The 17,958-nt window shown below is 68.3% G+C and carries 13 protein-coding genes; 7 read left to right on the top strand and 6 right to left on the bottom strand.

What is annotated here, in order from left to right; all coding sequences use genetic code 11:
• Nucleotides 1-21 precede the first annotated feature (21 nt).
• Nucleotides 22-1,011, top strand: coding sequence for a formate dehydrogenase accessory sulfurtransferase FdhD (gene fdhD / locus SOM13_RS00705; RefSeq protein WP_320478626.1), 990 nt, complete (start codon nucleotides 22-24; stop codon nucleotides 1,009-1,011).
• Nucleotides 1,008-3,320, top strand: a complete 2,313-nt coding sequence (locus SOM13_RS00700; RefSeq protein ID WP_320478625.1) for an FdhF/YdeP family oxidoreductase — start codon at nucleotides 1,008-1,010, stop codon at nucleotides 3,318-3,320. The genes fdhD and SOM13_RS00700 overlap by 4 nt, the downstream gene beginning before the upstream one ends.
• A 10-nt stretch (nucleotides 3,321-3,330) precedes the next feature.
• On the opposite strand, the gene SOM13_RS00695 is transcribed toward SOM13_RS00700, so the two are convergent.
• Nucleotides 3,331-4,050 (bottom strand): MBL fold metallo-hydrolase, encoded by a 720-nt coding sequence (locus SOM13_RS00695; RefSeq protein ID WP_320478624.1) that lies wholly within the window; start codon nucleotides 4,048-4,050, stop codon nucleotides 3,331-3,333.
• Nucleotides 4,051-4,103: 53 nt separating this feature from the next.
• On the opposite strand from SOM13_RS00695, the gene SOM13_RS00690 reads away from it, so the two are divergent.
• The gene (locus SOM13_RS00690; protein WP_243213826.1) at nucleotides 4,104-4,652 is read left to right on the top strand and encodes a TetR/AcrR family transcriptional regulator; all 549 of its coding nucleotides are present in this window, start codon (nucleotides 4,104-4,106) and stop codon (nucleotides 4,650-4,652) included.
• A 51-nt stretch (nucleotides 4,653-4,703) separates the two neighbouring features.
• Here the strand turns inward: SOM13_RS00690 and SOM13_RS00685 are convergent, their stop codons facing one another.
• The gene (locus SOM13_RS00685) at nucleotides 4,704-5,870 is read right to left on the bottom strand and encodes a N(5)-(carboxyethyl)ornithine synthase (RefSeq protein WP_320478623.1); all 1,167 of its coding nucleotides are present in this window, start codon (nucleotides 5,868-5,870) and stop codon (nucleotides 4,704-4,706) included.
• Between the two features lie 366 nt (nucleotides 5,871-6,236).
• Nucleotides 6,237-6,521, bottom strand: a complete 285-nt coding sequence (locus tag SOM13_RS00680; RefSeq protein ID WP_320478622.1) for a hypothetical protein — start codon at nucleotides 6,519-6,521, stop codon at nucleotides 6,237-6,239.
• Nucleotides 6,522-6,743: 222 nt separating this feature from the next.
• On the opposite strand from SOM13_RS00680, the gene SOM13_RS00675 reads away from it, so the two are divergent.
• The gene (locus tag SOM13_RS00675) at nucleotides 6,744-7,748 is read left to right on the top strand and encodes a helix-turn-helix transcriptional regulator (RefSeq protein WP_320478621.1); all 1,005 of its coding nucleotides are present in this window, start codon (nucleotides 6,744-6,746) and stop codon (nucleotides 7,746-7,748) included.
• Between the two features lie 1,054 nt (nucleotides 7,749-8,802).
• Here the strand turns inward: SOM13_RS00675 and SOM13_RS00670 are convergent.
• Nucleotides 8,803-9,165 carry a hypothetical protein gene (locus SOM13_RS00670; RefSeq protein WP_192059651.1) on the bottom strand — a complete coding sequence of 121 codons (363 nt, stop codon included), beginning with the start codon at nucleotides 9,163-9,165 and terminating at the stop codon, nucleotides 8,803-8,805.
• Between the two features lie 1,110 nt (nucleotides 9,166-10,275).
• The gene (ychF, locus tag SOM13_RS00665) at nucleotides 10,276-11,349 is read right to left on the bottom strand and encodes a redox-regulated ATPase YchF (protein ID WP_320478620.1); all 1,074 of its coding nucleotides are present in this window, start codon (nucleotides 11,347-11,349) and stop codon (nucleotides 10,276-10,278) included.
• A 119-nt stretch (nucleotides 11,350-11,468) separates the two neighbouring features.
• Here ychF and SOM13_RS00660 point away from each other — a divergent pair, with 119 nt between their 5' ends.
• Complete coding sequence (locus tag SOM13_RS00660) at nucleotides 11,469-12,107, top strand: exonuclease domain-containing protein (RefSeq protein ID WP_320478619.1); 639 nt, start codon at nucleotides 11,469-11,471, stop codon at nucleotides 12,105-12,107.
• Nucleotides 12,108-12,180: 73 nt separating this feature from the next.
• The gene (locus tag SOM13_RS00655; protein ID WP_320478618.1) at nucleotides 12,181-13,467 is read left to right on the top strand and encodes a DNA recombination protein RmuC; all 1,287 of its coding nucleotides are present in this window, start codon (nucleotides 12,181-12,183) and stop codon (nucleotides 13,465-13,467) included.
• A 9-nt stretch (nucleotides 13,468-13,476) separates the two neighbouring features.
• On the opposite strand, the gene glpX is transcribed toward SOM13_RS00655, so the two are convergent.
• Nucleotides 13,477-14,475 (bottom strand): class II fructose-bisphosphatase, encoded by a 999-nt coding sequence (gene glpX, locus SOM13_RS00650; RefSeq protein WP_320478617.1) that lies wholly within the window; start codon nucleotides 14,473-14,475, stop codon nucleotides 13,477-13,479.
• 92 nt (nucleotides 14,476-14,567) lie between these two features.
• Here glpX and SOM13_RS00645 point away from each other — a divergent pair, with 92 nt between their 5' ends.
• Nucleotides 14,568-17,921, top strand: coding sequence for an SdrD B-like domain-containing protein (locus SOM13_RS00645; protein ID WP_320478616.1), 3,354 nt, complete (start codon nucleotides 14,568-14,570; stop codon nucleotides 17,919-17,921).
• Nucleotides 17,922-17,958: the final 37 nt, after the last annotated feature.

Raw genomic sequence — 17,958 nt, 5'->3', positions numbered from 1 at the left:
GAACGGGGGTAGACCTGACCCATGGCACGAATAACGTCACGGAAACCCGTGACCCGGCTGACCGTCGACGACGACGGGTCGACCGGAGTCCGGCGCACGATCGACACCCTCGCCGTCGAAGAGCCCCTCGAGATCCGCGTGGGCGGGCGCTCGCTCGCCATCACCATGCGGACGCCTGGCCACGACTTCGATCTCGCGGCCGGCTTCATGGTCTCCGAGGGCGTCATCTCGACCGGTGACGAGTTCGCCGCCGCGAGGTACTGCGCCGGCGCGACGGCCGAGGGGCTCAACACCTACAACGTGCTCGACGTCGCACTCGCCCCCGGGGTGCCCGCCCCCGACCCGAGCCTCGAGCGGGCCTTCTACACGACGAGTTCGTGCGGCCTCTGCGGCAAGGCCTCCATCGACGCGGTGCGCACGAAGTCGCAGCACTCGGTGCTGCACGATCCGCTCGTGCTCGACCCGGCCCTGCTCGCGACGTTCCCCGACCGGCTTCGCGAGGGCCAGGACGTCTTCGACAAGACCGGCGGGCTGCATGCCGCCGCCCTCTTCGACGGCGCGACGGGCGAGCTGCTCGTGCTGCGTGAAGACGTCGGTCGGCACAACGCCGTCGACAAGGTCGTCGGCTGGGCCGTGAAGGAGGGGCGGCTCCCCCTGAGAGGCACCGTCCTGATGGTCTCGGGTCGCGCCTCCTTCGAGCTCACCCAGAAGGCGTCGATGGCCGGCATCCCGATGCTCGCCGCCGTGTCCGCGCCGTCGTCGCTCGCCGTCGACCTGGCGACCGAGCTCGGCGTGACCATCGTGGGGTTCCTCCGCGGGCGCTCGATGGTCGTGTACTCGCGACCCGACCGGCTGGGGGCTCCCGACGAGACGGCGCGCGCCTCCTCCGGCGACGCGACCAGCGCCTCCTCGACCTCCCCCGGCGACGCGACCCGCGCCTCCTCGACCTCCCTTTCGGGCGCGACCCGCGCCTCCTCCCCCGTGCCCCTGACGATCGGATCGAGACCGTGACCGAGAAGCCCCCCGTCGACGACGTGAACGACGACGACATCGAGGTCGGCCCTCCGCGCGAGTGGGCGGCCGGCGTGCCCGGCGTGCTGCACTCGATGGAGCCCGCCATCAAGCAGCTCGGTCTCGCCCGCACCGTGAAGCTGATGACGTCGCTGAACCAGAAGGACGGCTTCGACTGCATGAGCTGCGCCTGGCCCGACCCGAACCACCGCAAGGTCGCGGAGTTCTGCGAGAACGGCGCCAAGGCGGTCACCTGGGAGGCCAACCCGGTGCTCGTGCCCGACTCGTTCTGGGCCGAGCACTCGATCGACGACCTGCTCGAGAAGTCCGAGTACTGGCTCGGCATGCAGGGCCGCCTGACGACGCCGGTGCACAAGCCCATCGGCAGCGACCACTACGAGCCGGTCAGCTGGGAGCGCGCGTTCGAGATCATCGGCGACAGGCTGAATTCGCTCGACAGCCCCGACGAGGCGTCGTTCTACACCTCGGGTCGCACCTCGAACGAGGCGGCGTTCGAGTACCAGCTGTTCGTGCGGGCCTTCGGCACCAACAACCTGCCCGACTGCTCGAACATGTGCCACGAGTCGACGGGTGCGGCCATGGGCGAGACCGTCGGCGTCGGCAAGTCGACGATCGCCTACGACGACTTCGAGCAGGCCGACCTCATCATCGTGCTGGGGCAGAACCCCGGCACCAACCACCCCCGCATGCTCACGGCGCTCGAAGACGCGAAAGGCAACGGCGCGGCGATCGTGGCCGTGAACCCGCTGCCCGAGGCCGGTCTCCGCAGGTACAAGAACCCGCAGCTGCCGCGCGGCATCGTGGGTCGCGGCACGAACATCGCCGACCAGTTCGTGCAGATCAGGCTGGGCGGCGACATGGCCCTGCTGCAGGCGGTCGCGAAGCGCGTGCTCGCCGCAGAGGACGCCGCGCCCGGCACCGTGCTCGACCACGCATTCCTGGCCGAGCACACCGTGGGGCTCGACGCCTTCCGCGAGCACATCGCCAAGGTCGACGACGACGAGGTGCTGCTCGCCACGGGCATCACGAGCGCCGAGATCGACGAGCTCGCCGAGCGCTACATCTCGGCCGAACGCGTGATCATCACCTGGGCGATGGGCATCACGCAGCACCGCAAGGCCGTCGACACCATCAAGGAGATCATCAACCTGCTGCTGCTGCGCGGCAACATCGGCCGACCCGGCGCCGGGGCCTCGCCGATCCGCGGGCACAGCAACGTGCAGGGCGACCGCACGATGGGCATCTGGGAGCAGATGTCCGACCAGTTCCTCGACGCGCTGCAGCGGGAGTTCCGCTTCGACCCGCCGCGGGAGCACGGCGTCGACGCGCTCAAGGGCATCAAGGCCATGCAGGAGGGGCGGATCAAGTTCTGGATGGGCATGGGCGGCAACCTCGTGGCCGCGATCTCGGACACCCAGCTGGCCGAGGCCGCCATGCGCGGCACGGAGATGACCGTCCAGGTCTCGACCAAGCTGAACCGGTCGCACGCAGTCGTGGGTGCCGAGGCGCTCATCCTGCCGACCCTCGGTCGCACCGAGATCGACGTGCAGAAGTCGGGTCCGCAGTTCGTCTCCGTCGAAGACACCGTCTGCTCGGTGCACGGCAGCCACGGCCAGGTGCCGCCGGTCGCGCCCGACCTGCTGTCCGAGGTCGCCATCGTCAGCAGACTCGCCCGAGTGACACTCCGTGATCGAGCCGATCTCGAGATCGACTGGCAGGCGTTCGAAGACGACTACGACACGCTGCGCGACCACATCAGCCGGGTCGTGCCGGGTTTCGAGCGGTACAGCGAGCGGGTGCGCAGTCGTGACGGCTTCGTGCTGCCCAACGGGCCCCGCGACTCGCGGACGTTCGACACAGCGGCGGGCAAGGCGATGATCACGGTCAACGAGCTCGAGCACGTCGAGCGGCCGGCGGGGCGCCTCCTGCTGCAGACCCTGCGGTCGCACGACCAGTACAACACCACGATCTACAGCCTGAACGACCGCTACCGCGGCATCAAGAAGGGGCGCGAGGTCGTCTTCATCAACCCCGACGACCTCGCCGAGCTGGGCCTCGTCGACGGCCAGCGGGTCGACGTGTTCACCGAGTGGACGGACGACGTCGAGCGGGTGCTGCGCGACTACCGGGTCGTGGCGTATCCGACGGCGCGGGGCTGCGCGGCCGCGTACTTCCCCGAGGCGAACGTGCTCGTCCCGCTCGACAGCGCGTCGATCGGCAGCAACACGCCGGTGTCGAAGGCCGTGCTGGTGCGCGTGGTGCCGGCGGCGGTGCCCGCGACGGTCTAGCAGCGGCGGTCTAGCCGCGGCGGGCGGCGGCGCGAACCGCCTCGACGGCGGTGGCGACCCCGCCGCTCCAGGGGGCGCCGTGACCGGGCAGGACCCAGGTCGCACCGGTCTCGACGAGCGCCGAGAGCGAGTCGAGGGCCTGCTCCGGCTCGTCCGTGAACGGCGCCGGTGCAGGCCCGACCGCACCGGTCAGCACGTGCCGCGTCGTCAGGGCGTCGCCCACGAACACAGTGTCGACGCCGGGCACGAACACGGCGATGCTGCCCTCGGAGTGCCCGGGCATCGGGATGATCTGCGGCGAACCCGGCAGATCGAGGGTCTCGCCGCCCTGCAGCTCGACGACCTCGGTGAGCCAGGTCGTCTTCGCGCCGCCCTTGCGCAGCGTGTAGGCGACGAACCCGAGCAGGGCCCCGAGTCGCATCTGCTGCTTGGCGTTCTTCGGCTTGGCGCCGCCCTTCGCTCGGGCGGCGTCGCCGGCGTGGATGAACACGGGCACGCCGTGCTCGCGACGCAGTCGCTCGGCGAAGCCGATGTGATCGCCGTCGCCGTGCGTGAGGATCAGCCCCTTCACGTCCGCGAGCGAGCGGCCGATCAGAGCCAGCTCGGCGACGAGTTCGGTGTGGAGACCGGGCAGCCCGGCGTCGATGACGGTGACACCGGCGGGGGTGACGACGAAGTAGGCGGCGACCACGTCGTTGCCGATGCGGTGGAGGGAGGGGGTGAGTTCCATGATGGCTACTCTAATTAGCCTTCATGGCTACTGTCAATAGCTATACTCGACGGATGCCGTCTCCTGAGCGCACCTCCCTCGAAGCCATCGTCCTCGCCGCCCGCGAGCTGCTCGAGACCGACGGCCCCGCCGGTCTCACGATGGCCGCCGTCGCGGCCCGCGTCGGCGTGCGCGCCCCCTCGCTCTACAAACGCGTGGACAGCAGGGAGGCGCTGGTCCAGCTGGTCGCGGAGGCCACCCTCTCCGATCTGGCCGTCCACCTCGACGGGGCTGCGAGCGCTCGACAGGTGCTCGACGGCTTCCGCTCGTTCGCGCACGAGCGACCGGCCGCGTTCCAGCTCGTCATGACGCCGGGCCCCGGCATGCCGCGAGCGCGAGCGGAGTTCGGGGCCGAGGCCAGCCGGGCGACCCTCCGGGTGGGCGCGGAGCTCGCCGGCGCCGAGAACGCCCTCGCAGCGGCCCGCACGCTCACGGCCTGGGTGGCCGGCTTCGTCGTGATGGAGCTGAACGGCGGGTTCCAGCTCGGCGGCGACGTCGACGACGCGTGGGAGTTCGGGACGGAACGGGTCGTCGCGGCCCTCGCCGCGCCTCCTCGGCCCTGATCTCGTACTGTCCGCCGCCCGCCGCTTGCCGCGGCCCGCGCGCCGCCCGGGTCAGGCGTCGAGAGCCAGGTGCGGGTACTCGGGCGACCGGCCCTGGAAGGTGAGGATCGCGTCGTTCTCGACCCGCCCCTCCTCGATCTCGATGGCACGGCGGATCGTGTCGGACTCGCGCCACGAGGCGGGGCCCTCCATCACGGTGCGGAGGAACGGCATCAGCGCCTCGCTGATCTCCCATGTGGTCGAGTTCCACAGCAGTGACGGGCTGTGGTCGACGGCGTAGTAGTTCGTCGTATCGCCGACGGTGATCATCGGCTCGGCGAAGGTCGTCGCGCGGGCCCACTCGAAGCCCATGCCCTCGTCGACCGAGACGTCGACGATGAGGCTGCCGGGGCGGAACGTCGCGAGGTCGCTCGTCCGCAGGTAGGTCAGGGGCGCGTTGGGGTCTTGGAGGGTGCAGTTCACGACGATGTCGTTCGCGGCCAGGAAGGGCGCGAGGGCGACCGGACCGTCGGGCGTGTTCACCGTGCTGGCGCCGGGGGTCTCGGGGTCGTGCTCGAACTGATGGATGTCGACCGAGGGGATGGGCGAGCCGACGGCCGCGATGTTGCGGTTGGTCAGCACGCGCACGTCGTGGATGCCGTGCGCGTTCAGGGCGGTGACGGCCCCGCGGGCGGTGGCGCCGAAGCCGATCACGACGGCGCTCAGGCGGCGGCCGTAGTCGCCGGTCGAGCCGCAGAGCTGGAGGCCGTGCAGCACCGAGCAGTAGCCGGCGAGCTCGTTGTTCTTGTGGAAGACGTGCAGGGCGTAGCCGCCGTCGGGCTGCCAGTGGTTCATGGCCTCCCACGCGATGAGGGTGAGCTTCTTGTCGATGGCGAGCTGGGTGATCTCGCGGTCCTGCACGCAGTGCGGCCAGCCCCAGAGGGTCTGCCCGTCGCGCAGCCCGGCGAGGTCGTCAGCCTGGGGCTTCGGCAACAGGACGACGTCGCTGTCGGCGATGATCTGCCCACGGTCGGCGAGGGCCACGAGCGGCTCGAGGTCGGAGTCGGGGATGCCGAAGCGCAGGCCGTAGCCGCGCTCGAGGGTCATGCTCGCACGCAGATCGGCGTCGATCCGCTCGAGGTGGGCGGGGTGGATCGGGAGGCGCCGCTCGTCGGGTTTGCGGGAGGTCGCGAGGACGCCGAGGCGCAGCAGTGCGGGGGCGGGCGTGATTCGGCTCATGCCTGACCTTAGACGAGGCAGACTCAGGCCCGGGACCGGTGGCGCCGGCTGACGCGGGTCAGGGCAATCAGCCTCGTAGGACGTCTCCGCTCGACGAGACACTGCCGTACGGCCAATTGACCCACGAGTCCGTCTCGTGGGTCCGGAAGAGTCGGTGACAGGTGGTCATGCACTCCTGGAAATCGCGCCGACCGTCTCGCGTCACGCCCAGGCGCTCTCGCAAGGCTCGGAGTCCCACGACGTGCTCAGGAGCACCACCCACCGGCAGTACATCGAACTCGCGGTGACCCCACCTGAAGACGGACCACCCGCTAGGCCTGGCCGTCATCCTGAAGAACCGGAGGTAGTTGTAGTCACTGGAGTCGGTCACGGTGTGAACAGTTCGCCGGTGCTGACGGTGATGCCCGTCGGGTACTCGACCCACAGGTCGCTACCCTCGCGGAACAGCTGCGCGGCCGTCATGTCGCACTCCTGGAAGTCGCGACGCGAGGTGGGCGACGCGCCCAGCGCCTCCCTCACCTGCGACAACGGCACGCGTCGGATGACACCCGGCGACGACATGACCTCGTACTCCGACTCCCCGCGCTTGAAGACCAGCCGTCGGGCCGGCGAGGCCACCTGGCGGAAGTACGGACGTCGATCGATCACCATGGCTCCATTCCATCGATCTCCTGCACCGCTGTCCGGTCGACGCCTGAGACGGCACTCCCCCATTCTGGGGCGCGCCGAGCCCCCATCGAGCGCCCCGTGATCTCCGAACAACCCTCGGGTCCGACGGATTCGTGACGTTTCCGTCTCGCGGAACGTCTCAATGACGTACCCGGGCGTCCACCACGCGCCTCGGCACCGGACCGCATCGGACCAGGAGGATTAATGACGAGCGCCTACGCACCCCCGCAGGAGGGCGACACCCGCCCGATCGCCGTGCAGGTCGACCCGGCCTTCCGCCGCTCCGAAGAGGGAACCGACGATCTCCTCGACGCCTGCGCGCGCCTCCAGGATCTGTACCGCGGTCGTCACTTCCGCGCCCGCCGCTCCGACGAGCCGTTCGTGTTCCGTTACGCCAGCGCCGGCGACGAGCGCATGAGCCTCCGCACCGCGACCTTCACCGGTCATCTGCAGGGCGACGTCCCCTACTCGAAGGACTACGTCGTGTCGTGGCTGCGCTCGGGTACGGCCACGATCGAGCACCACGGGGGGCAGTTGACGAGTCTCGGCGGGCAGCCGTTCCTCATCCCGTCCGAGACGTCGTTCTCGTTCATGATGACGCCGCACCGCAACAACATGGTGCACGCCGACGCGACGTTCCTCGAAGACCTGGCGACCGAGCGCCACGGCGGCCCCTCGCAGCGCATCGTCTTCGACCACACCGCCGCCCCCTCGCCGGAGGCGCTGGTCGCCTGGCGAGCCGCCATCAGCGCCACCACGCCCGCCATCGTCACCGAGAAGGCGTCGCCCTTGCTCCGCCACGAGGCGCAGGTCACTCTGGTGCGCGCGATGCTCGACCTCTTCCCCTGGCAGGCGGTCGACGTGCCGAGCAGCCTGCGGACCGAGCGGACGGCGCGCCTCCGCGTCGCGGTCGAGTACGTGCACGCGTACGCCGATCAGCCCATCACACCGGCTGACATCGCGCGGGCCGCCGGCATGCACACGCGCACGCTGCAGCAGGCGATGAACGACCACCTCGGTGCGAGCCCGATGAACTACCTGCGGCAGGTGCGTCTCGACAAGGCGCACGACGAGCTCGTCGCGTCGTCGCGCGACGAGGCACTCGTCTCGGAGATCGCCCGCCGCTGGGGCTTCGGCAACCTCGGCCGATTCTCCGCCGCCTACGTCAAGCGCTTCGGCGAGTACCCCCGCGACACCCTGCTGCGCTGACGCTCATAACGATAGACCTAACAATACTTTGGAATAGACATTCACGTTCCTCATGCAAAGAAGGCATCTAATTTCGAGAATATAGCCTAAGTAGTCAATGAGCAAACCGCTATGGCTACAAATGAGCCGAGAGGCAGGCAATTCTAGTGAAGGATGGCTCGATCTCGTATCTAGATCTGCTCTACGAAACCTCGGCTATTGGTTTATGACAATGCATTCCGACAGATATGTCTTTTGCTTGCACGCCAAGTGCTAAGCGCGAACTAAGTGCCAGTATTTGAATTACTTAACTTATGAGAAACATTTCACCATGGCCATAAGAGTGCACGCATTAATGCTGGTTGGCGCCCTGGTGATCAGCCAATCCCGCGTTCTTGGGCTAAATTTCCGAGTCGTGCCCGCGTGTTGATTAGTTCAATCTACTATAGGCAGCCTCGTAATAAGCTAGCATATCTTTCCATCCAAGACCAGCCGAGGGTGACTCTAGTCTTTCTCGCGCATAATCCATACCGCTAAGCAGGAAAACTTCGGTTGGCTTACGGAGTTCCGGGTACTCATTAGCATTCGAAACAATTATCTCAACGGCAGTCCTTTGTTCAGCGACCGCTAGATGACGCCGTCCATCCGCCGGCGTACCGTGCGCAATCGCGACGAGAGTCATCATGAACTCCGAATTCTCACGGACCCTCTGACGCACCAGGTCCTTACTTCGACTGGCAGTTTCACGATCTAGGTGACGAAGATTCATCCTTTGACTGAGAAGCGAAATAACCCCGGCGACCGCAGCCGATAGAACCGTACTTGCAAGAAGGACCGGAAGAGCAGGCAAGATGTCCACACCGCAATTATGACAGCATGAAACCGATTACGTGTGCCGTTTTCGATCAGGAGTTGATAAAGATCGCGCTCGCTGGTTGAACACAGCTCGGCAAGCCGGGCCTCGCAATCCGCGCGTCTTATGTACGCCCGCCATCGGCACCCTGGAGTCCTGGAATAACATCAATCTAAGTTATAGCTGTGACCGTGTCAGACGCTAGATGAAAGTCAGCAATGATTAATGTTCATGAAGGGCTGCGTAGTCCGCCGCACGGTCAGAACGTGATTTCATCGTTGTGTCTCCTTTTACCGCCAGGTCGTCGCGAGCTGCAATGTAGAAGAGATCTCGGGCATGACTAGCCTTAATGTAACGGCGCTCATATTCATTTGCAACCGGCATCGTCTGTGCGAGTAGATAATCCTCGATTTGTTGCTGTGCATACTTCCACAGTCGCGCGCTCTCGGCGACCGACTTGCTTCCGATTAGCAATATATCCTCGAGTTCAGCAGACCGAAGCGGGCTGATTTCGGCGAGGGCTACTCGCCCTTGGTCACGGGTCAGCGGAGCCCTGCTCTTCGCGACTCCAAGCTCGGCGCCCATCTGCCGACAAACTCTAACTTCCTTTTTGACTTCGCGAGCGTAGGCCACATACGTGGATCTGCGTGCGTCGAGAAGGCGTCGCGTCTCGGATCGCCTCCATTCCATATTGGCCAAAGCGAACGATCCCCACACTGTGAGGCAAGCGACCAAGAGGCCGCCGACGAACGCAAACACATAACCGAGCACGTCGAGAGCTGGACTTGAGGTAGAAAACACGAGCATAAGTAGAATCTACGGGTAAACCTCACGTGCACGCTGTCTCGCGTTCGTGCCTATCGCAAACTCAACGACGCAAGTCTGGTGTCATCTACCAATCATGCTCCGGGGACCCACTTGACCATGTCCACCAGAAGCGCGTACCGACACTCAGCTTCCGCTCTAACGGCTTCGACCACCCCGGAGCCTTGTGCCCGATCGAGGATCGCACCCGGCTCCGGAGCCTTCGAACAAGCCGTTTCGCGCGCGCCCGCCACCCCCGCGCCCGCCCCGCCCCGCCCCGCCCCGCCCCGCCCCGCCCTGAGGCTGCTGGAACCGTAGACAACAAAATGGGCAGCGCCGTTCCGCTGTTCACCCCTGGGGTGGGGAGAGGGGGAGGCTAATGGCCTGCGCCTAGCCAGCGACGACATGGCGTGTCTGCTTTACGTCGTTCGCAACTGCTTCAAGTGCCGCCGCGACGCTGAGCCTGTCGAAATTCGCGGCCGTGAGGTCCTCCGGGTAGCGGGCGTTATGACGTCGGGAGAAGTTGAGCGGATCGATGTGCGTGAAGAGGAACAGTGGTTGTCCGTCGAAGACGGATCAATGCCACCCAGACGACTTGATCGCCTACTGATGGAAGAAAACCACGACTAAAGCGGGCATCGAGGGAATCACGCTCTGCGATCTGCGCCACTAGTTCGCGTCTGGGCTGATCGCATCAGGCTGCTCTGTCGCAACGGTGCAGCGAGCCTTGGGCACTCGTCCCCGTCATTACGCTGAACACGTACACCCACCTCTGGCTATGGGCGGAGGATCACACGAGGAACGCAGCTGGTGCCCTGATGCGGGCCACGATTCCTACTCTTGCGGACTCCCTGCAGGCCAGAGGGGCTTAAACCGCACCGGCTGGGGGTGTCAGTTGTTGAAGCGGAACTCCACCACGTCGCCGTCCTGCATGACGTACTCCTTGCCCTCGATGCGGGCCTTGCCGGCCGAGCGCGCCTCCGCGATGGAGCCGGTCTCGACGAGGTCGTCATACGAGATGACCTCGGCCTTGATGAAGCCCTTCTCGAAGTCGGTGTGGATGACACCGGCGGCCTGCGGGGCCTTCCAGCCCTTGCCGATCGTCCAGGCGCGGGTCTCCTTCGGGCCGGCCGTCAGGTAGGTCTGCAGCCCCAGCGTCTCGAACCCGATGCGGGCGAGCTGGTCGAGACCCGACTCGTCTTGCCCGAGCGACTCGAGCAGCTCGGCCGCGTCGTCGTCGTCCAGGCCGATCAGCTCGGACTCGACCTGTGCGTCGAGGAAGATCGCCTCCGCCGGAGACACGAGCGCCTGCAGCTCGGCCTTGCGCGCCTCGTCGGTCAGCACGGCCTCGTCGACGTTGAAGACGTAGATGAAGGGCTTGGCGGTGAGCAGCCCCAGCTCGCGGATCGGCTCGAGGTCGATGCTCGTCGACGACAGCGCCTCGCCGCGCTGCAGGGCGTCACGGGCGGCCACGGCGGTCTCGTGCACGATCGGCTCGACGCGCTTGAGGCGGAGCTCCTTCTCGTAGCGAACGAGCGCCTTCTCGACGGTCTCGAGGTCGGCCAGGATCAACTCGGTGTTGATCGTGCCCATGTCGCTCTCGGGGTCGACCTTGCCGTCGACGTGCACGACGTCGGGGTCGTCGAAGCCGCGCACGACCTCGGCGATGGCGTCGGCCTCGCGGATGTTCGCCAGGAACTTGTTGCCGAGCCCCTCGCCCTCGCTCGCGCCCTTGACGATGCCGGCGATGTCGACGAACGACACGGGCGCGGGAAGGATCTTCTCGCTGCCGAAGACGCCGGCGAGCACCTGGAGGCGCGGGTCGGGCAGGTTGACGATGCCGACGTTCGGCTCGATGGTCGCGAACGGGTAGTTCGCCGCCAGCACCTGGTTCTTGGTCAGGGCGTTGAACAGGGTGGACTTGCCGACATTGGGCAGTCCGACGATCGCGATAGTGAGAGCCACGAGGGTCAAGCGTACCGGGCATGCCGTGCCACCGGGGCGGAGCGGACCCGAGGAGGCGCGGGTCGCCCTCCGACCGGTCCTGTGGAGGGACTGTCGGAGGCGCGTGAGACCATGACCCAATGCCCATCGACTTCACCGCGATCGACTTCGAGACCGCGAACTCGAGCAGCGCCAGCGCCAGCGCCTGCTCCGTCGGCCTCGTCAAGGTCCGCGACGGCGTCGTCGTCGACAAGGCGGGCTGGTTGATCCAGCCGCCTGCGGGGCACGACGAGTTCTCCGAGTGGAACACGCGCATCCACGGCATCGTCGCCTCCGACGTCCTCGGCGCGTTCGGCTGGGCCGAGCAGTTCGACCTGATCGCCGATTTCGCCGGCGACGACGTCTTCGTCGCTCACAACGCCGGCTTCGACATGGGCGTCATCAAGGCCGCCTGCGCCGCAACCGGCCTCACTCCCCCGGCCTGGTCGTATCTCTGCAGCCTCCAGGTCGCCCGCAAGACGTACACGCTCGACTCGTACCGCCTCCCCCTCGCGGCCGCGGCCGCCGGCTTCACCGGCTTCTCGCACCACGACGCCCTGGCCGACGCCGAGGCCTGCGCGGCGATCGTCACGCACGCGTCGGCGTTCCACGGCGCCGCCGACCTCGTCGAGCTCGCGTCGCTCGCCGCGGTCAAGGTGAAGGTGCTGAAGCCGGCAGCTCTGCCCGACCCCGAGGGCGCCGAGCCGACCAGGCGGCGACTCAAGGTCTTCTTCAGCTGACCCTCTGAGCCACTACCCTCCGAGTCACGCTCGTCAGCGAGCGATGTCGGTGGCCGCTGCCACACTGCTCGACATGGTCTCCTCGCTCGTCGCCTTCCTCCTCGCTCTCGTCGCCCTCGTCGTCGGGGCCCTCGTCGGCGCCCTGGCCGGCCGCTCCCGCAGCGCCGCGACCGCCGCGCAGCTGGCCGCCGACGCCGCAGCGGCGCGGGCGACCGCCGAGTCGTACCAAGAGCGGCTCCACGAGCAAGACCAGCAGTACCGTCGGCAGATCGCGGGGCAGGAGGCACGGCTCGCCGAATTCCAAGACCGTCTCCGAGACATCCGCATCACCGAGGCCGAGCGCACCCGCTCCGAGGGGCACGTTCTGACCGCCCTCAGCCCGGTCGCGCAGAGTCTCGCCGCCGTGCAGCAGAAGGTCGCCGAGCTCGAAGAGCAGCGCACCCACCAGTACGGTGCGCTCAGCGAGCAGCTGCGCAGCGCGGCGGAGTCCGAAGAGCGCCTGCGGAGCACCGCCGAGAGTCTCGCGTCGGCGCTCAAGTCGAACAGCACCCGAGGGGTCTGGGGCGAGACCCAGCTGCGCAACGTGGTGCAGGCCGCCGGCCTGGTCGAGCGCGTCGACTTCGACGTCCAGACGAGCATCCACTCCGACGCGGGCACGGGACGCCCCGACATGGTGGTGCACCTGCCGGGGGGCAAGAACATCGCCGTCGACGCCAAGGTGCCGTTCACCTCGTACCTCGAGGCCAGTGCCATCCCCGCGACGGCCGGCGGCGAAGAAGGGGCCCGACGCGAGGCCCTGCTCAACCAGCACGTCAAGGCGCTGCGCTCCCACGTCGACGCCCTCGCCTCGAAGAGCTACTGGTCGGGGCTCGAGTCGTCACCCGAGCTGGTCATCGCCTTCATCCCGAGCGAGTCCCTCGTCGCCTCGGCGCTCGAAGCCGACCCCTCGATCATGGATTACGCGTTCCAGAAGCGGGTGGCGCTGGCGTCCCCCGTCACCCTGTGGTCGGTGCTGAAGACCATCGCCTTCAGCTGGCAGCAGGACGTCGTCACCGCCGAGGCCAAGACGCTCTTCGATCTCAGCAGAGAGCTGTACGGCCGCCTCTCGACGATGGCCGGTCACGTCGACAAGCTCGGCAGATCGCTCCGCGGGTCGGTGTCCGACTACAACCGATTCGTCGGCTCGCTAGAACGCACCGTCCTGCCGTCCGCCCGTCGCCTCAGCATGCTCGACGAGACGAAGGTGCTCGCCGCACCGACGCCCATCGAAGAGACCCCGCGCGACCTGACGGCCGCCGAACTGACGTCCGCCCTCGACGCCGATCGAGAACGACACGGCGCGAGGGCGGACGACGAATAGCCTCAGGGGCTAGGCGGTCTCTCCGTACCACTTCGAGACGAGGTGGTCGGCCTCGACGCGGCGGATCGTGCCCGAGTGCGAGCGCAGCACGATACTCGAGGTGCGGATCATGCCCTGCTTGCGTGTGACACCGGCGACTAGCGCGCCGTCGGTGACACCGGTGGCGACGAAGTAGGCGTTGTCGCCGGTCACGAGGTCGTCCTGGTCGAGCACGCGGTCGAGGTCGTGACCGGCGTCGATGGCCTTCTGGCGCTCGGCGTCGTCCTTCGGGGCGAGACGCGTGAGGATGAGACCGCCGAGGGCCTTCACGGCGCAGGCCGTGATGATGCCCTCGGGGGTGCCGCCGACGCCGACGCACATGTCGATGCGCGAGTCGGGGCGGGCGGCGTTGATGCCGCCGGCGACGTCGCCGTCGAGCAGCAGACGGGTCGATGCGCCGACGGCGCGGATCTGGGCGATCAGGTCGGCGTGACGGGGGCGGTCGAGCACCGCGATCTGCATGTCCTCGACGGCGATGCCCTTGGCCGAGGCGAGCGCCACGATGTTCTCGCCGATCGGACGATCGAGATCGATGATGCCGATGCCCTCGGGCCCGGTGACGATCTTGTCCATGTAGAAGACGGCGCTGGGGTCGAACATGCTGCCGCGGTCGCTGACCGCGATGACCGACAGGGCGTTCATGCGACCGGCGGCGGTGAGGCTCGTGCCGTCGATGGGGTCGACGGCGATGTCGCAGGCGGGGCCGAAGCCGTTGCCGACGTGCTCGCCGTTGAAGAGCATCGGCGCTTCGTCCTTCTCGCCCTCGCCGATGACGACGACCCCGTCGAAGGCGACGGTGCCCAGGAACTTCCGCATCGCGTCGACGGCGGCCTTGTCGGCGGCGTTCTTGTCGCCCTTGCCGATGAAGGGGGCGGAGCGGATCGCGGCCGCTTCGGTCGCCCGGACCAGCTCCATTCCGAGGTTTCGATCGGGGTGCGAGTAGAGGGTTCCGGAGGGTGAGTCAGCCATTCCTGAAGCATAGTCCGGCGTCGTCGACGTTCGACAACGTGCGATATGTTTGCAGATCGCATGCAGAACTCGTGTTCCACCGAAAGGCGCCCATGAAGCTCACCTCCCGCCGACCCGCGAGGGTGCTGACCGCCGCTGTGGCCGCGCTCGTCGTCGTCCTCGGCGACCCGTCCATCGCCTCCGCCGCGACCACGCCGAACTCGAACGACGTCGAGATCGCCGTCCGCGTGACGAGCGACGGTCTCGGCCGATTCACGGCGGACGACCGCCCCGGGGGCGACAGCGGCCCCGCGAACGGCATCGTGCGCACGGGTGACGCGGTGGTCTACGGCGTGACCGTGGGCACGACCGAGGGCACGGCGTCGGGTGGCGAGTTCTCCCTCACCGCGCCTCCCGGGCTCGGCTGGTCGCGCCTGCCCGACGACTGCGCCCGCGAGGGGTCCGCCATCGAGAGCGACGTCCTCCGCTGCCGACTGGGCACGCTCACGAGCGGCGCCCGCACGGTGAGCGTGGCCGCCTCGGTCGCCGTCGCCCTCCCTCACGCGACGTCTCTGACGGTCACCGCAGAGGCCCGCGCCGATGCCAACGATCCCGTCCGCGCCGTCGCCCCCTCGCTCGTCGTATCGGCGGCGCCCCGCTACGACGTATCCATGAACCGCGCCCTGCCCACGCTCGCCGAGGCCGTGGGTCCCGACGGCGTCACTCCCGGCTTCCGCCTCGTCTACCCGCTCCTCGTCCACTGGAACGGTCTCATCGAGGGCGGCGGGCTCCTCGGGGTCGAGCCCCTCGGCGAGCGCATGACCCTCGTCGACGACGTCTCGCGCATGTACGGCGGCGACGCCAGCCCGGCCGTGCTCTCCCCCCTCGACGGCGCTCCGGCCTGCGGCCCGAACACGGGCCAGGTCGAGTCGATGCCGGGCGGCGTCGGCGGCGGGTCGACCAACGTCGTCGACTCGGGCACGATCGTCTGCAGCCAGGCGGCACCGGGCGAACCGGTGTCTATCTCGATCACCGGGGCCGACACCTCGATGTCGTCGCTCCCTACCAAGAACGTGCTCGGCAGCGACATCCTCGGAGGCGCGCTGCCGTACGTCGTGTCGGCCTACGTCTCCCTGTGGGTCCCCGAGCTCACCGAGCAGGGGACGTTCCGGGCGACGAACACCTACCGGGACTTCGTCGCCGACTCCGTGAGCGGTCGAGCCAACTACGACGGGGAGGGCGAGCCCGTCGCGAACAACTCCGTGGCCCGCGACGTCAGCAAGGGCTCAGGCGCCGGCGGCTCGCTGCGCTATCTCGGCATCGACGTCGAGACGGGGGCTTCGTTCAACCTCTCCGGCAAGAACAACCTCCCCTACGTCACGCCGGCACAGCCGGTCATGAGCATGCTCGGAGTCCGCAACTCCGGCACGGCTCCGTGGCAGGAGGCCGTCTCGTGCATCGTCTTCGACAACTCGGTGCAGACGCTCCGCGAACAGCGCGCCGGCGTCTGGGCGACGTCGACGCTCCCCGCGGTGACGGGCCGACCCGAGTTCGCGGCCTTCGACGGCTCGGAGCCCACCACGGCCCGCGACGCGACCTGCGGCGACGACGATCTGGAGTGGCACGCCGATCCGCGATCCGTGCCGGGCGGCGCCGAGTCCGTCGGTGCGGTGCGGTGGACGTACGACCACCCGGGCACCACCTCCATCAGCTTCGGCGCTCATCTCCGCATCGAGCCGCGCCTCGACGACGAGACGCGCCCGCGCACCTTCGCCGCCATCCGCACATCCCCGACCGCCGGGTGGACGAACGACCGGAGCGACGCCGAGGCCGCCAACGGAGGGTGGGCCGACTTCCTCACGGTGACGAGCAACATGGCCCGCATCCGGAGCGCCGTCGTCGACCCCGGTCACGACGCCGACAGCACACCTGACGAGACGACCTACGTCACCGCCGGCGGGACGACGACCTACGCCCTGTACCCGAGCCTGACGAACGCCTCCCGCGACCGGGTCGACGAGGCCGTCACGGTCGAGGCCCATCTGCCGGCCGGCACGTCGTTCGTGCCAGGGAGCGCCTCCCCGACCCCCGAGGTCGATCGGATCGAGATCGACGGGGTCGTCCGCCAGCGGCTCACCTGGTCGATCGCCCCGGTCGCGGTCAACGACACGATCGACCCGCTGACCTTCGACGTCCGCTTCGACAGCGTCCCCGTGGGCGGCGAGGCCCGGCTGGAGGCGGTGGTGGCGTCGACCCGTGACGTCTCGGCGCTCTGGGCCCGAGTCGCCCACCGCACGGTGACCGTCCTCGAGGGCGGCGGCTTCGACGCGGAGGAGACCGTCGACCGGCCCGTCCGCGTGGTCGGCGACGATGCGACCTTCACCCTGTCGTATCGCAACACGGGCACGACCATCCTGCCGAACAGCTCGTTGATCACGATCCTCCCCCACGACGCCGACGGGCGAGGCACCACCGGCGAGCGGGCCGAGCTGGGCGGGCCGCTCTCCTCCGCCGCTCCGACGGATGTGATCCGGTACACGACGAGCCCCTCCGACGAGCTCTCGCACGACCCCGTCCACCCGTCCAACCTCGACGGCGGTGAGACGACCTGGTGCCTGGCGGATGACTTCGGGATCGACGACTGCCCGGCCTCGTTCGCCGCGGTCACGGGCGTCCGGGTCGAGAGGAGCGAGCCCATAGCCGCCGGCGCGGAGGTGCATCACGACCTGGTCGTCGACGGCGCATCCGCCGGTCGCGAGACCTGGGCCTCGACCTTCGGACTCAGGGTCGGCGGCATCGACTGGACCTCGACGTCGACGGTGGCCTCGACACGCGCCGTGGCCGGATCGATCGGCAGCAGGGTCTGGATCGACTCGGATGCCGACGGGGTCCGCGCCGATGACGAATCCGCGGTCGCCGGGCACGCGGTGTCCCTGCGCGGGACGGACGACCGGGGCGACGACGTGACGGCCGAGACCGAGACCGACGCCGAGGGCCGCTACGAGTTCACCGCTCTGCGCCCGGGCGACTACGTCGTCGACTTCGGGGCCGCGCCCCATGGCTGGACGCTCCAGCACGTTGGCGACGACGAGTTCGACTCGGACGTCGACGAGCGGGGAGCGGCCGAGACCCGACTCGACGAGATCGTCGTCGTCGACGGCAGTCTGACCGGAGTGACCCGACACGATCGGGTCGATGCGGGGATGCTCCCGGCGCCGGTGAACGGCGGCGACGGGACTCCCCTGCCGCCCGACCGGGGTTCCGCTTCCGGCACCGGTCCCGGCCCCGGCCCCGGCCCCGGTGACTACACGGCGTCACGGACGCCCGGCGACACGGACGCCCCGAGGCTGGCCTTCACGGGTGCGGACGCCGCGGGCCCGGCCCTCGTCGGCGCGGCTCTGGCCCTCGCGGGGCTCGTTCTGCTCGCCCTCCGTCACCGACGCCCGTCGAGGCACGACCCCCGGTGAGGCCTCCGGGCGTCACCCGATCGTCGCTGACTAGGGT

Source organism: Frigoribacterium sp. CFBP9030 (assembly GCF_034045195.1).
GTDB lineage: Bacteria > Actinomycetota > Actinomycetes > Actinomycetales > Microbacteriaceae > Frigoribacterium.
This window is presented reverse-complemented; position numbering and strand designations above follow the sequence as displayed.